Origin of the sequence: Kordiimonas sp., from assembly GCF_048260245.1 — a bacterium.
In the GTDB taxonomy this organism is placed as follows: domain Bacteria; phylum Pseudomonadota; class Alphaproteobacteria; order Sphingomonadales; family Kordiimonadaceae; genus Kordiimonas.
In genome coordinates, this window is sequence record NZ_JBLXGZ010000002.1 from 124,789 (window position 1) to 136,871 (window position 12,083).

15 protein-coding genes are annotated in these 12,083 nt (G+C 58.0%); 8 read left to right on the forward strand and 7 right to left on the reverse strand.

The annotated features are described in order from the left end of the window. Window positions 1-570 (forward strand): GDSL-type esterase/lipase family protein, encoded by a 570-nt coding sequence (locus ACN0VM_RS01980; protein ID WP_417449151.1) that lies wholly within the window; start codon window positions 1-3, stop codon window positions 568-570. Here the strand turns inward: ACN0VM_RS01980 and ACN0VM_RS01985 are convergent. Continuing rightward, on the reverse strand, window positions 567-1,541 hold the full coding sequence (locus tag ACN0VM_RS01985) for a GlxA family transcriptional regulator (RefSeq protein WP_417449152.1): 975 nt from the start codon (window positions 1,539-1,541) through the stop codon (window positions 567-569). The genes ACN0VM_RS01980 and ACN0VM_RS01985 overlap by 4 nt on opposite strands. 117 nt (window positions 1,542-1,658) lie before the next feature. Between ACN0VM_RS01985 and ACN0VM_RS01990 the strand changes: the two genes are divergently transcribed. Continuing rightward, window positions 1,659-2,330, forward strand: coding sequence for a DJ-1/PfpI family protein (locus ACN0VM_RS01990; protein ID WP_417449153.1), 672 nt, complete (start codon window positions 1,659-1,661; stop codon window positions 2,328-2,330). 74 nt (window positions 2,331-2,404) lie between these two features. Here ACN0VM_RS01990 and secB read toward each other — a convergent pair whose 3' ends face one another. Beyond that, window positions 2,405-2,971: a protein-export chaperone SecB gene (gene secB / locus ACN0VM_RS01995; RefSeq protein WP_417449154.1), complete on the reverse strand. Its 567-nt coding sequence runs from the start codon at window positions 2,969-2,971 to the stop codon at window positions 2,405-2,407. Window positions 2,972-3,093: 122 nt separating this feature from the next. Then, on the reverse strand, window positions 3,094-3,582 hold the full coding sequence (locus ACN0VM_RS02000) for an FxsA family protein (protein ID WP_417449155.1): 489 nt from the start codon (window positions 3,580-3,582) through the stop codon (window positions 3,094-3,096). 112 nt (window positions 3,583-3,694) lie between these two features. Between ACN0VM_RS02000 and ACN0VM_RS02005 the strand changes: the two genes are divergently transcribed. The 4 genes from ACN0VM_RS02005 to ACN0VM_RS02020 are packed head-to-tail and all read left to right on the forward strand — an operon-like array spanning window position 3,695 to window position 6,519. Further along, window positions 3,695-4,351, forward strand: coding sequence for a Tim44/TimA family putative adaptor protein (locus ACN0VM_RS02005; RefSeq protein WP_417449156.1), 657 nt, complete (start codon window positions 3,695-3,697; stop codon window positions 4,349-4,351). Window positions 4,352-4,353: 2 nt separating this feature from the next. Further along, the gene (locus ACN0VM_RS02010; protein WP_417449157.1) at window positions 4,354-5,568 is read left to right on the forward strand and encodes a murein transglycosylase A; all 1,215 of its coding nucleotides are present in this window, start codon (window positions 4,354-4,356) and stop codon (window positions 5,566-5,568) included. After that, window positions 5,561-6,151: a Smr/MutS family protein gene (locus tag ACN0VM_RS02015; RefSeq protein ID WP_417449158.1), complete on the forward strand. Its 591-nt coding sequence runs from the start codon at window positions 5,561-5,563 to the stop codon at window positions 6,149-6,151. The genes ACN0VM_RS02010 and ACN0VM_RS02015 overlap by 8 nt, the downstream gene beginning before the upstream one ends. A gap of 2 nt (window positions 6,152-6,153) precedes the next feature. Then, entirely contained in the window at window positions 6,154-6,519 is a 366-nt protein-coding gene (locus ACN0VM_RS02020) for a helix-turn-helix domain-containing protein (RefSeq protein ID WP_417449159.1), read from the forward strand. Between the two features lie 7 nt (window positions 6,520-6,526). Here the strand turns inward: ACN0VM_RS02020 and ACN0VM_RS02025 are convergent, their stop codons facing one another. Both ACN0VM_RS02025 and ACN0VM_RS02030 read right to left on the reverse strand, forming a co-directional pair. Beyond that, complete coding sequence (locus tag ACN0VM_RS02025; RefSeq protein ID WP_417449160.1) at window positions 6,527-7,144, reverse strand: hypothetical protein; 618 nt, start codon at window positions 7,142-7,144, stop codon at window positions 6,527-6,529. A 32-nt stretch (window positions 7,145-7,176) separates the two neighbouring features. Continuing rightward, window positions 7,177-7,740 carry a hypothetical protein gene (locus ACN0VM_RS02030; RefSeq protein WP_417449161.1) on the reverse strand — a complete coding sequence of 188 codons (564 nt, stop codon included), beginning with the start codon at window positions 7,738-7,740 and terminating at the stop codon, window positions 7,177-7,179. A 314-nt stretch (window positions 7,741-8,054) separates the two neighbouring features. On the opposite strand from ACN0VM_RS02030, the gene ACN0VM_RS02035 reads away from it, so the two are divergent. Both ACN0VM_RS02035 and ACN0VM_RS02040 read left to right on the forward strand, forming a co-directional pair. Next, window positions 8,055-9,593 carry a YifB family Mg chelatase-like AAA ATPase gene (locus tag ACN0VM_RS02035; protein WP_417449162.1) on the forward strand — a complete coding sequence of 513 codons (1,539 nt, stop codon included), beginning with the start codon at window positions 8,055-8,057 and terminating at the stop codon, window positions 9,591-9,593. A gap of 22 nt (window positions 9,594-9,615) precedes the next feature. Next, window positions 9,616-9,945 carry a VOC family protein gene (locus tag ACN0VM_RS02040; RefSeq protein WP_417449163.1) on the forward strand — a complete coding sequence of 110 codons (330 nt, stop codon included), beginning with the start codon at window positions 9,616-9,618 and terminating at the stop codon, window positions 9,943-9,945. A gap of 24 nt (window positions 9,946-9,969) precedes the next feature. Here ACN0VM_RS02040 and ACN0VM_RS02045 read toward each other — a convergent pair whose 3' ends face one another. Both ACN0VM_RS02045 and ACN0VM_RS02050 read right to left on the reverse strand, forming a co-directional pair. Then, window positions 9,970-10,704, reverse strand: coding sequence for an SDR family NAD(P)-dependent oxidoreductase (locus tag ACN0VM_RS02045; RefSeq protein ID WP_417449164.1), 735 nt, complete (start codon window positions 10,702-10,704; stop codon window positions 9,970-9,972). Window positions 10,705-10,756: 52 nt separating this feature from the next. Next, window positions 10,757-12,010 (reverse strand): TetR/AcrR family transcriptional regulator, encoded by a 1,254-nt coding sequence (locus tag ACN0VM_RS02050; RefSeq protein WP_417449165.1) that lies wholly within the window; start codon window positions 12,008-12,010, stop codon window positions 10,757-10,759. Window positions 12,011-12,083: the final 73 nt, after the last annotated feature.

The window sequence follows — 12,083 nt, forward strand, 5'->3', positions numbered from 1 at the left end:
ATGCGCATTGGCTTTTTTGGTGACAGCTTTATCGCAGGCATGGGCGAGCCGGACGGCAAAGGCTGGGTGGGCCGCGTGGCCGAGCGGGGCGGGTTTACCGCGGTAAATTTGGGCATTGGCGGCGACACCAGCACGGATGTGCTCAGGCGCTGGCGCGCTGAGGCTGAGGGCGCTAACCTCGACCGGCTGGTTTTCTCTTTTGGTGCCAATGATTGCCTGCTGACAGACCACAAACGCATTACCGTAGGGCAGGTGGACCGGCTGAAGAACGCCAAGTCCATTATGGCCGAGGCGGGCAAAAAGTGGCCTGTTTTATTTGTCAGCCCCTTGCCGGTGGCAGGTGACCGGGCAGCCACCAACCGTATTGGCGAAATGGCCCGCCAGCTCATCACCTTCACCCGTATCCACAGGACACCATATGTGAACATCTTCGATGATGTGAATGCTGCGGATGTCTGGCACAGGGAAGCGCTGGCAAACGATGGCGCGCATCCGGGGGCAGCTGGCTATGGCTTTGTGGCGGACCTTGTGGTGGCGCACCCCGAATGGCAGGGGTGGCTAAAAAGCTAGGCTGCGGACGCGCCGTGCAGTTTGCGGTAGGCGCCGGGCGTCAGGCCAAAACGTTTTTCAAACACCTGAATAAGCCTGCCAGATGAGCCAAACCCCGAGGACGCGGCCACGGTTTTGACCGGGATGTCCGGTTGTTCCAGCAGCGCGCGGGCGCTGTCGAGCCTGAGACGCTCCAGATAGCGTGCCGGGGTCACCCCCATTTCAGCGACAAATTTGCGGTGGAAGCTGCGTTCGCTCATGCCCGCCGCATTGGCGATATCTGCCACGGTGATAGCCCCATCTATATGGCTGGCCATCCATTCAGTGGCTTTGGCGACAAGGCCAGTGCCTTTGCTCTGCCCTTCCAGAAGCGCGCTGAACTGGCTCTGGTATCCGGGCCTGCGTGCATAGACCACAAGGCGGCGGGCGATCTCCATCGCGAGACTGCGGCCATGGTCGCGCTCGACCATCGCAAGGCTCATGTCGATACCTGCTGTCACCCCGGCGGAGGTCCAGACCGGGCCATCCGCTATATAAAGGGCGTCCGGGTCCACTTTCACCTTAGGGTAAAGGCGCGCGAGGGCGCGGGCCGAGTTCCAGTGTGTCGCGGCTCGCCTGTTATCCAACAGGCCGGCGGCGGCAAGCAGGAAAGCGCCTGAGCAGACACTGGCCACACGCTCGGCACGTTTAGCCGTCTCTCTTACCCAGGCCACCAGTGCTTCGTCCGCCACTGCAGCGCGGACACCGTCACCACCGGCGACGATGAAGCTGTGTATGGGACCGCGAATATCAGTATAGGGCACCGTATCCAGCGCGATACCGCAGCACATGCGGGTGGACGTACCGTTTGCACTGGCAAGGATGATATCATAGGCTAGACCGCCATAGGCTTTGTTTACGGATGCAAAAACCTGTGCTGGGCCGGTAACGTCAAGGATCTGGCCGTTGTCAAAACACAGGATAACCAGCCTCTTGGTGCTTACGTCAGACATTACTGCTCCCCGACATATCTGTTTGGCAGAAATTAATAATAATATGTCATATCCGCCAAAGCTGATCAAGGGCAGGATGGCGGCACCCATCCGATCATGAACAACGAGGATAAGATCATGAGCCTGACCATCGGTTTTTACCTGTTTCCAGAGATGACCCAGCTGGATTTTGCCGGGCCATTCGAGGTTTTCTCCCAAGTGCCGGATACGCAGATACATCTTGCTGCTAAAACCCTTGAGCCGGTGAAAGCGGATACTGGCCTGCGCCTGCTGCCGACTACAACACTTGAGGCTTGCCCGGACGTTGATGTCCTGTGTGTGCCCGGTGGCCCGCATGTGGACCTGCTGTTTGATGATGAGACTACCCTTGCCTTCCTGCGCCGTCAGGGCGTGCAGGCAAGTTATGTCACTTCTGTATGCACAGGATCGCTGATTCTGGGGGCTGCTGGCTTGCTCAAGGGCTATAAAGCAACGTCACACTGGACATCCGTGGACCTGCTGTCGCATTTCGGCGCGGTGCCAACCAGGGGCCGGGTGGTCAAGGACCGCAACCGTATTACCGGGGGCGGTGTGACGGCGGGTATTGACTTTGCGCTGACGGTTGTTGCCGAACTGAAGGGCGACCGTGTCGCAAAGATGATCCAGCTGGGCACGGAATATAACCCCGAGCCACCGTTCAATTGCGGCCACCCTGATGTGGCGGAGCCGGAGATTGTCGACGCCGTCAAGACCCGTATGTCGGACCGGCTGGAACGCCGCCGCGGGCGGGCGGGTGCATTTGCCGAATAACCCCCTCCCAAACGAAAACCGGCTGATGAGATAAACCCATCAGCCGGCCTGCATTTCGGAAATTTACTGCCTGATTAATTGAGATTAATCGGGGCAGGGTCTTCGGAACTCACCGAGTCAGCGTTAGCTGCCCCGGCTTGTTGCGCTTCCTGTGCCTGAGCACGGTAAAGCGCTTCGAAGTTGATTGGCTCCAGAAGGAGCGGCGGGAAACCGCCGTCACGGCTTGCGTCTGCAATAATGCGGCGCGCAAACGGGAACATCATCATTGGTGCTTGCACCAGAAGGAACGGCTTCAGCGCGTCCTCGGGTACGTTGCGAATGCCGTAGAGGGAGCCATAAGCAAGCTCAACAACAAAAGCCACCTGTTCGCCACCTTCTTGTGCCGGCGCGGTAGCTTTCGCGGAGATTTTCAGCTCAACCTCGTAAACTTCGTCGTTCATCTTGCGAACGCCGACATTGACATTGACGTCAATGGCGGGCTTGGCGCCAGCGAGAGCCTGAAGGCTTGCCGGGGCGTTCGGGTTCTCAAACGACAGGTCTTTTACATATTGTGCAATGACGCCAGCCTGCGGGCCTTCAGCACCAGCTGGTGCCGGGCCGCCTACTGGCGTTTGGTCGTTACCAAATTCATTATCAGCCATTTTTTCACTCTTTAATTGTCTGCCACCCCCCCAAACCACCTGGGTTGGCGAATCTGGGGCAAACGGCTAGCACGGTTTCAACAGATGAACAATAAACAATTGCGCCGGAGTTGGCGGTTTTCCTAATTTTCGGGCTTGTCTGTGCCCTTGCTCTCACGGTCTCGCTCTTCATGGGGGAGGGTCTCGCTTGGGGCTCTGTTTTCTTCGGCCGACCAGAATTCCCCTTCAATGACAATATTGCCGCGCTGCATGGTGTCCGCCTTGTGGACCGTGACCCAGCGCGCGATACCGCGGCCAAGCCACAGCCTGAGCGGCGGAACAAGCAGAAGGCCACCGATAATATCGGTTACAAAGCCGGGGATCAGTAGGAACACACCGGCAAGGGCAAGGAAAAAGCCGTGTACAATGCTGGTGCCGATACGCTGGTCCTGTTTTTGAATGCTTTGCAGGGTTGCAAGCCCCTGCTGGCGCACGATCGTGAGGCCGACACCAGCGGTCAACAGACACAGCGCGACCGTGGGGAAAGCGCCGATCTCGCCGCCAATATCGATCAGGATCGACAATTCAACAACGGGTACGGCCAAAATTAACAACAATATGATTAAGGGCATTCCTTGTTCTTTCTCTCATTTCCACCTATCTATAAGGGCATGTGAGGCGGCTCGTTCAATAGCGGGTGGCCAAGTCTTTTAATATTTCAGGACGATCGGACTTCTGTAAGTCATGCTGGATATCATTCTTCTCGCCATGTTGGCCGGTTTCATTATTCTGAGGTTACGCTCGGAACTTGGCAAAAAAACGGGCAATGAACCATTGCCCCCTGCTGCCCCCCGTCCGTCGGCCAACACGGGTCGTGTGACGGTGCGCGCTGACGATGGCGAAGACAGCGCGCCAAGCGAGAATAACGTGATCGAAATGGAGGAAAACCCGGCGCTCAGAAAAGCCTATCAGGATATTCGCCGTGCCGATTCAAGGTTCGATGTGCCAACCTTCATGGAAGGTGCAACTGCGGCTTACGGGATGATCCTTGAAGCATTCTGGGCAGGTGACCGGGAAACGCTCAAGGATTTTCTGGACGCGTCTGTCCTGCAGCAATTCACCTCTGCGATCGACGCACGGGAGCAGAATGGCTATAAGGTCGAGAACCGGCTGATTGACGTCGACAAGGCCGAAATTATCAATGCTCAGCTTCTTGACCGTACAGCGGAACTGACCGTGCATTTCACCGCCGAAATTGTTGCTGTGACCAAAGATGCAGACGGTAACCTCATTGAGGGCGACCTGTCGGACGCGGTTGAAGTAAATGACCGCTGGACCTTCGCACGTGACACCCGCTCGCGTGATCCAAACTGGATTCTTGTCGCCACCCGCGCGGGCTGACCATGGCCGGGCGTGCCTTCAAATATATTGGCTTCATTGCCCTTATGGCGCTGCCTATTGTGGCGGCGCTTTTGCTGCTCAGCCGCAAACCAGCGGGGCTGAGTTTTCGTCCGGTGCCGTTTATCGCCTTGCCTGGCTGGCAGACGGATACCTTGGCAGACGCCTTGCCTGCGCTCAGGAAAAGCTGCGAAAGCATGAAACGTCAGCCCGATGCGCGGCGTTTGCCCGGCGCTGCCCTTGGCGGCACGATGGCGGATTGGGCGGAAGTATGCGCGCATATCCTGACCGCTGGCCCAAACGACGACCTGCGCAGATTTTTCGAGGAAGCCTTCCAGCCGCTTGAGGTCTCCCTCGGCGGTGAAACCCGCGGCATGTTCACCGGGTATTATGAAACCCTGCTGCAGGGCAGCGAACACCAGAGCGAGCGTTATCAGGTGCCGCTTCACATGAAACCGCCAGAGCTTGTGAGTGTTGACCTTGGTGCGTTTCGCCCTGACCTGAAGGGCCGCCGCATTGCAGGAAAGCTCAAGGGCGACCGGCTGGTGCCCTATTATGACCGCGAGGCGATCAGTTCCGGCGCGATTGACGGCCGTGAGCTTGAACTGTTGTGGGTTGATGACCCGGTTGACGCCTTTTTCCTGCATATTCAGGGGTCGGGCCGCGTACTGATGGATGATGGCCGCCTTGTGCGTGTGGGTTATTCCAGCCAGAACGGTCATACCTATACGGCGGTTGGCCGTCAGCTTATCGCCGAGGGCGAGGTCCCGCGCGAAAAAATGTCAATGCAGGCGATCCGCACCTGGCTAAGCGAGAACCCGGACCGGGCCGCCGCGCTCCTGAACAGCAACGCTTCTTATGTGTTTTTCCGTCTGCTTGAAGACGGTGACGGGCCCTTTGGCTCGGCCAATGTGGCCCTGACGGCTGGACGTTCGCTTGCTGTCGACCGTAACCACCTGTCGCTGCATGTGCCGGTTTGGCTGTCTGCCAGCTATCCAGACCCGGCGAGCCGCAGCGGCGACGCTCTGCCGCTCAACCGGCTGATGGTCGCCCAGGACACCGGCGGCGCGATCAGGGGCGAAATTCGCGGCGATGTATTCTGGGGTTTTGGTGACGAGGCCGAGGAGATAGCGGGCCGTATGGCGAACCGGGGCCGTTACTGGGTTCTGTTGCCAAAACCACTGGCGACCCGCCTGCTTGAGGACAGGGCCGGTGGCTAGGAAAAAAGACCCGCTCTCGGGCCGGGACCGTGAGATATGGCGTAAGGTGACAGAAAGCGTGACCCCGCTTGGTGGCCGACCAGAAGCGCCTGAATTACCCCCCCGGCCACGGGTGCGCGTCGCCGATGAGCCCCGCAGCCTGCCGATGGAATGGCACACCCGACCCGCCGCACAGCCCAGCGCGCGTATCGACCGCCGTATGCAGCGCCAGATCGCCACCGGCAGGCAGGAGGTTGACCGCTCCATCGATTTGCACGGCATGACACAGGACCGCGCTTTTGCCAAACTGCAGCACACCATTGAGGGAGCTATCAGGCGGGGTGATAAAACCTTGCTGGTAGTCACCGGAAAAGGCGGCAAGCGGTTCAGCCAGCTTGACGCGACACCTGCCGCCTACCGTACGCGCGGTGACTTTGACCAGCATGGTGGGGTACTCAGGCGCATGGTGCCCCTGTGGCTTGAGGGGCCTGAACTGAAACCCTTCATTCAGTCCTACGGCACTGCCTCGGCAGAGCACGGTGGCGACGGGGCGCTTTATGTCATCCTCAGGCGGCGCCTGCCGGGAAGCCGGAGGAAGCCATAGCCATGACCCCTTTTGGTGAAAAACTCAGGCAGCTCCGTGACCGGCAGGGCATTACACAGGCCGAACTGGCTGCGGCACTTGATGTCAGCCCGGCCTATCTGTCAGCGCTTGAACATGGCAAACGCGGCACGCCTTCATGGGCGTTCCTGCAAAAAATCATCCAGTATTTTGGCCTTATATGGGACGATGCCGAACAGTTGCAGGAACTGGCGCGCCTGTCCAAACCCAAGGTCACGATCGACACGTCCGGCATGGACGAACGCGCCACCCGCGCCGCGAACCTGCTGGCGCGGCGTATTGGCCGCCTGAACGACCGCGAGCTGGATCAACTGCTTGCGTTTCTGAGCGACCAGCCGCGTGCGGGGTAAAGCCAGCCTATCCGGTTATTTCCACAAAGCTGGCAATCTTGCTGGAACTGACGCTTGACGTTTCGGGGAATTGCACCCCCACATATTCCTGATGATAGTGAACAATGGTGGCATTGATTGGCACGGTCTTCGGGAACGAACTGCCTGGGTGATATATCTGCACGCCGCGCAGGTGATAGGTATAGACCGGTTGCCACCACACAACTGCTGTTTGATGCTTTTTGGGATTGACGGCAAATGTGGTCTCTATCGTCTCGGACTTGGTAAAGGTGATCGTCTGCGATGTCATATCTGACAATTTTGCACTGATAGAACCCAGTTTTCCAGCCACGCCGAGGCTGGCGGAAAAAGACTCCGTGGTTGTTGTGCTGCTGCTTGTGCCTTTGGTGACGGTGATGCTTTTACTGAAAGGTGTACTGGGGCTGCAGCTTACAGCAAGCAGTTTTAGCCACTGGGCGGTTACGGTTATTTGCATGCCGGTCATATAGGGCGGTGTAGTTGTTTGTGGCGGGATGGGAATGTACGCTACCTGAGTGATCAGGGGCGTATCTGGAAAATCATACAGCGCCGATATGCCGGGCGGCGGTGTTGGAAGTTTGGTCCACGGAATAGTGTTTGCGGTCATTTTTCACCCTTTCGGTCGGGGGCCAGTGATGATCAGTTGCTGCCCGATATCCATTCGCTTGATGCATATTCCCGGTGAAGAACGGAAATTGTCGATGTGAACGGTGCGGTTGGCGCCCAACTTTTGGGCCAGTTACCGGCAATGCCACCGCTCAGGTCAAAGCTATATTGCAGCTGCCACCAGACGGCGGACACCGGCGCCGTGTCATTGCTGATGGTGAAGGTGATGCTGTCGGTCACAGATTCGCTGAACGTCACTGTATTGGAAATGGATTCTGAAATACTGGCACCGACGCTGAACAGGCTGTCGGCAACACCAAGGCTGGCTGAAAATTTATGGGTATCGGTGTTTGTTGTAGAGGTGCCCCTTGTCACGCTCACGCTTTGGCTAAACGGTGAGGATGGCTGCGACGTGCCCTCGACAATTTTCAACCACTGCGCATTCACCGTTACGGTCAAGCCGACCAAAAAACCATATGTGAAACTCAGCTTATCCAGAAGGCCATAGCTGCAAAGGGTCTGCTTTTCGGGGGTGTCAGGAAAGATGCTGATACCGGAGGGTGCGGGCGGAGGTGTCAGTGGTGTCCAGTTGCTCATATATATATTCCTAAAAAAGAACTCCATACCTCACTCTGTTGACCAGCCTGCTTTGCGTATCGCGGTCATTCCAGCGGTCCTGCAAGTCATGCTTACGGAAACATATCAGTTTACAGTCAGGGCTAAAACATTTTTTGGTGTAAAAATAAACTAATAGCTGCATTTTGACCCTGGGCAAGTTTGTGCCGCCGCGTTTCGCTGCGCGCCGGACAAGTGCGATGGGACCTTTCAGGCAATGCGCTGGCGCATTTCGTGTGGCAATTGTTGCCTTTTTGTTCTAGATTTACCAGCAAGGCGGAGAAGGCGGGGTCTTTATGGTTGCATCAGTGCGGACAGTGGCGTTTGAGGGCATCGAGGCGTGCCCCGTGGAGGTTCAGGTGCTGATCTCCTCCGGCCTGCCGTCTTTCACGGTGGTTGGCTTGCCGGACAAGGCGGTCTCTGAAGCGCGGGAGCGGGTACGCGCTGCCTTGTCGGCCATCGGGCTTTCGCTGCCTGCCGAGCGCATCACCGTCAACCTCTCACCGGCTGACCTGCCCAAGGAAGGCTCGCATTATGATCTTCCCATTGCGCTGGCCACCCTGGTGGCAATGAATGTACTGCCAAGCGATGCGCTTGAAGGCAGTGTGGTAATGGGGGAGCTGGGGCTGGACGGCAGTATTCGTGCTGTTATCGGCGCGCTGCCTGCTGCTATCCACGCCAGTGCCCTGAACGCCAGCTTCATTTGCCCCTATGCTGTGGGCGCAGAAGCCGCATGGGCGGGTGGTACTGAAATACTGGCGGCAGAGAGCCTTTTGGCGCTTATCAACCATTTTCGAGGTAACCAGACATTACCTGCACCCGAACTGAAGCCTGAGGCCGACCTGAGCGACCTGCCTGATTTTGCGGATATCAAGGGGCAGGAGACCGCCAAGCGCGCGCTTGAGGTGGCGGCAGCGGGGGGCCACAATATGTTGATGTGCGGGCCGCCGGGATCAGGCAAGTCGATGCTGGCGGCACGGCTGCCGTCCATTCTGCCGCCCCTGAGCGCTGAGGAAGCGTTGGAGACCAGCATGATTGCTTCGGTGGCGGGGCTGCTTAAGGATGGTCGCATCAGCCGGGCACGACCCTTTCGGTCACCGCATCATAGTGCCAGCCAGCCCGCGCTTGTCGGCGGTGGCCAGAAGGCAAAACCGGGTGAGGTATCGCTGGCCCATAACGGGGTTCTGTTCCTTGACGAACTGCCTGAATTTGCCAGAAACGCGCTGGAAGCGCTCCGGCAACCGATGGAAAGCGGGGAGGCGGCCGTGGCGAGGGTGCAGGCCCATGTGGTGTATCCGGCCCGGTTCCAGATGATTGCTGCCATGAACCCCTGCCGCTGTGGTTATCTGGATGACCCGGCGATGGCGTGTGGCCGTGCGCCCAAGTGCGCACTTGATTACCAGTCAAAAATTTCCGGGCCGCTTTATGACCGTATGGACCTGCATGTGGACGTGCCGGCGGTGTCTGCCGCGGACCTCACTTTACCCACCCCGTCAGAAAGTTCGGCTGACGTCGCTGTGCGGGTGCTTGCTGCGCGGGAAATACAGGCCCGGCGGTATAAGGCGCTTGGCGCGCCCGACGCGGTGCGGGTTAATGCCCGCGCTGACGGTAAAATTCTTGAAGCAGCGGTGAAACTGGATGATAGCGGCAAAACACTGATGGAGCGCGCAACCGACCGCATGCGGCTTTCGGCGCGCGGCTATCACCGGGTATTGCGCGTAGCACGGACACTGGCCGACCTTGAGGGTGCAACTGGCGTGAGCAGCGATCATGTTGCAGAAGCCCTGATTTACCGCCGCATGAGCCCGCATCTGGCCATGACGGCGGCAGGCTAGATTATAGAGAGGGAGGTATAAAATGAACTTGGGTACATTTTCGGTGAGCCTCGCGGTTAAGAACCTGAAGGCGTCGCGGCAATTTTACGAAGCTCTGGGCTTCGCGGCAGAATGCGGCTCTGAGGAGGAAAAGTGGCTTTTCATGGCCAGCGGCACCACGCGGATCGGTCTTTTTGAAGGTATGTTTGAGGATAATATCCTGACCTTCAACCCCGCAGATGCCCGTGCAGCGGAGAAGGCGCTGAAGGATGCCGGTTATAATGTCGATGTTGGCGCCAAAGGGGAAGATGGCCCGTGCCATGTCATGGCAAAAGACCCGGACGGAAACCTGATCATGTTTGACCAGCTCTAAGCCCATCGTTTACGTCAGGCTGGTTTACCATTCCACTTTTTTACCCAGGTGATCGAAAAAGCAGCCAGACTGTTCGGGTGTAAGGCCCTCCAGCACGCTGAGAATGCGACCGGCTGCGGTTGCGGGTGTTTGCACCTCAAGCCCGGTTTTGGTGAAAGCGCGGGTGAGCGCTGTGTCTACCGTGCCGGGATGAACAGCGACACAAATTGCCTTTGGAGCTCTGCGTTTGAGCTCTATTGCGGCCGTATGCACAAGCTGGTTCAGCGCTGCTTTGGACGCGCGGTAGCTATACCAGCCACCGAGGCGGTTGTCGCCGATGCTGCCAACCCGTGCGGAAAGTGCCGCGAAAACAGAGCGGTGCTTACGGGGTAGCAGCGGCAGGAAATGCTTCATCACGAGGGCCGGGCCGATCGTGTTCGTCATCAAGGTTTGCTGCATTGCCACCGGATCCAGGTCGCGCAGGCTTTTCTCTGCTTTGACGGGGCCATGCTGTAAAACACCTGTCGCGACAAAAATCAGTCCGGGGGTAATGTCCCGTACTTTTAAGCTGGCGGCAGCAGCGGCCACAGAGGCTTCATCGGTAATATCGATTTTCGATGAACCGTAACTCTGTTCCGCGTCCTTGCAAAGGTTTCGAGACAGGCGCAAAACCGGGCCTCTGGTCCATCGCTTGTCAAGCAGGTCAGCAAGAGCGCGGCCGATTCCGCCACTGGCGCCGATGACGATTGCGGCGGCGTAGTCGTCTTCCCGGTCTGTCATAGGCGCTTCCTTCGGTGTTTGGTGTTTGTCCCGGTCGCGCACGCGTGCGTGTTTATCGCAGGCCGTACAAGGCGATGTCGGCGATAAAGTCGGCCATCTGGCGCGCGGAAAGAGTGTCGGGTGCGATCCTGGGCAGGCCCAGAAAATAACCAGCGGCGATGCTGGGGGCATATTCGGCAAGAGATGCGCGAAAAATGCCGTTTGCGATGCCTTCTTCGATGTTGCGCTGGCTGGTGTCATCCAGTTGTTCGGCCCGGCAGTTATATTCGATACGCTTTTTGCCGTTCAGTTTGCCAAGGCCGGGCTGCAGAGCAAGCGGCGGCAGCGTGCTTAACTGCGCCTGCGCGTTGAGGTGGATAACCAGAAAAGCACGGTCCAGCGGTGTTCGCCCCTCGCGGTTACCGGTCTGCATGATAAGGTCATATATATCGAAAGCGCGATCGTAACACCGCTCAATCAGGTCCGTCTTGTCCCTGAAATGGTGGTATATGGCCCCCTTGCTGGTGCCAATGTCCGCGCTGACATCTTCCAGCCTTACGCCGCCAAGACCACGCAGGTTGAACAGCCGGGATGCTGCCGCGATGATCTGTGTGGCTTTCAGCTCTGCGGTTTGTGTCTTGTCAAAGGCATTGAAAGGCTGGCTTGTCAGGTGGTCATACTCAAGTTTGCAGGGCTGTGGTTTGTCGTCTGCCTTGACAATCCCGTTCAGCAGCATGTCTGTCATCGCCTCAACATACCGCGTCTGGCTTGGCTCATCGACGCGGCGGTTGAGCCAGCGCAGTGACACAAGGGCCCATGACAAAACATTCAGAACAAGCCGCGCAACAAGGTGCGCATCGAATGGACGAAAGATCCCCTTGTCTTGACCGCTCTTGAGCAAATCGGCTAGGGACGTCGCGTTTTTATCCGCTTCCGCAATAATCTGTTGTTTGTGCGGTACCGGCAGCACATCGATATCATTGAGAGCGGCGACCGAAGTCCGGTCATCCAGCAAGACACGTCTGATGAGCTGCGACAGTTGTTCGTCCGCCGGAGCCTTCAGACCTTTCGCCCAGTCGATGTGGCCGGCGATACGGCGGCACGTGTCCTGATATGTCTGGAACACGAGGTCGTTTGCATCCCGACAGTAATAATACAGCGAGCTGCGGGATAACCCGAGGCGGGAACAGAGATCTGTCAGGCTGACGGCGCCGGCGCCATCGGTGTTGATTTTCTGCGCGACAGCACTCAGAAGTGCTGCCCGTTGGCGGGGGCCCCTGACCGGTGGTCGGCCGCGTCGGGCCTTGATTTCTGTGGTTTTCTTCATTTCTAGCCAGCCTTTACCCGCACCTAGCCCATTTTTGCGAATCCCGCAACGCCCGACATACCCAATCGTTGAA

What these genes read in the sequence shown, in the direction of transcription:
- ACN0VM_RS02025 (WP_417449160.1), bottom strand. Translation starts at nt 7,144, where the DNA reads ATGACCGCAAACACTATTCCGTGGACCAAACTTCCAACACCGCCGCCC.
- ACN0VM_RS02035 (WP_417449162.1), top strand. Translation starts at nt 8,055, where the DNA reads ATGGTTGCATCAGTGCGGACAGTGGCGTTTGAGGGCATCGAGGCGTGC.
- ACN0VM_RS02030 (WP_417449161.1), bottom strand. Translation starts at nt 7,740, where the DNA reads ATGAGCAACTGGACACCACTGACACCTCCGCCCGCACCCTCCGGTATC.
- ACN0VM_RS01990 (WP_417449153.1), top strand. Translation starts at nt 1,659, where the DNA reads ATGAGCCTGACCATCGGTTTTTACCTGTTTCCAGAGATGACCCAGCTG.
- secB (WP_417449154.1), bottom strand. Translation starts at nt 2,971, where the DNA reads ATGGCTGATAATGAATTTGGTAACGACCAAACGCCAGTAGGCGGCCCG.
- ACN0VM_RS02020 (WP_417449159.1), top strand. Translation starts at nt 6,154, where the DNA reads ATGACCCCTTTTGGTGAAAAACTCAGGCAGCTCCGTGACCGGCAGGGC.
- ACN0VM_RS02000 (WP_417449155.1), bottom strand. Translation starts at nt 3,582, where the DNA reads ATGCCCTTAATCATATTGTTGTTAATTTTGGCCGTACCCGTTGTTGAA.
- ACN0VM_RS01980 (WP_417449151.1), top strand. Translation starts at nt 1, where the DNA reads ATGCGCATTGGCTTTTTTGGTGACAGCTTTATCGCAGGCATGGGCGAG.
- ACN0VM_RS01985 (WP_417449152.1), bottom strand. Translation starts at nt 1,541, where the DNA reads ATGTCTGACGTAAGCACCAAGAGGCTGGTTATCCTGTGTTTTGACAAC.
- ACN0VM_RS02010 (WP_417449157.1), top strand. Translation starts at nt 4,354, where the DNA reads ATGGCCGGGCGTGCCTTCAAATATATTGGCTTCATTGCCCTTATGGCG.
- ACN0VM_RS02050 (WP_417449165.1), bottom strand. Translation starts at nt 12,010, where the DNA reads ATGAAGAAAACCACAGAAATCAAGGCCCGACGCGGCCGACCACCGGTC.
- ACN0VM_RS02005 (WP_417449156.1), top strand. Translation starts at nt 3,695, where the DNA reads ATGCTGGATATCATTCTTCTCGCCATGTTGGCCGGTTTCATTATTCTG.
- ACN0VM_RS02040 (WP_417449163.1), top strand. Translation starts at nt 9,616, where the DNA reads ATGAACTTGGGTACATTTTCGGTGAGCCTCGCGGTTAAGAACCTGAAG.
- ACN0VM_RS02045 (WP_417449164.1), bottom strand. Translation starts at nt 10,704, where the DNA reads ATGACAGACCGGGAAGACGACTACGCCGCCGCAATCGTCATCGGCGCC.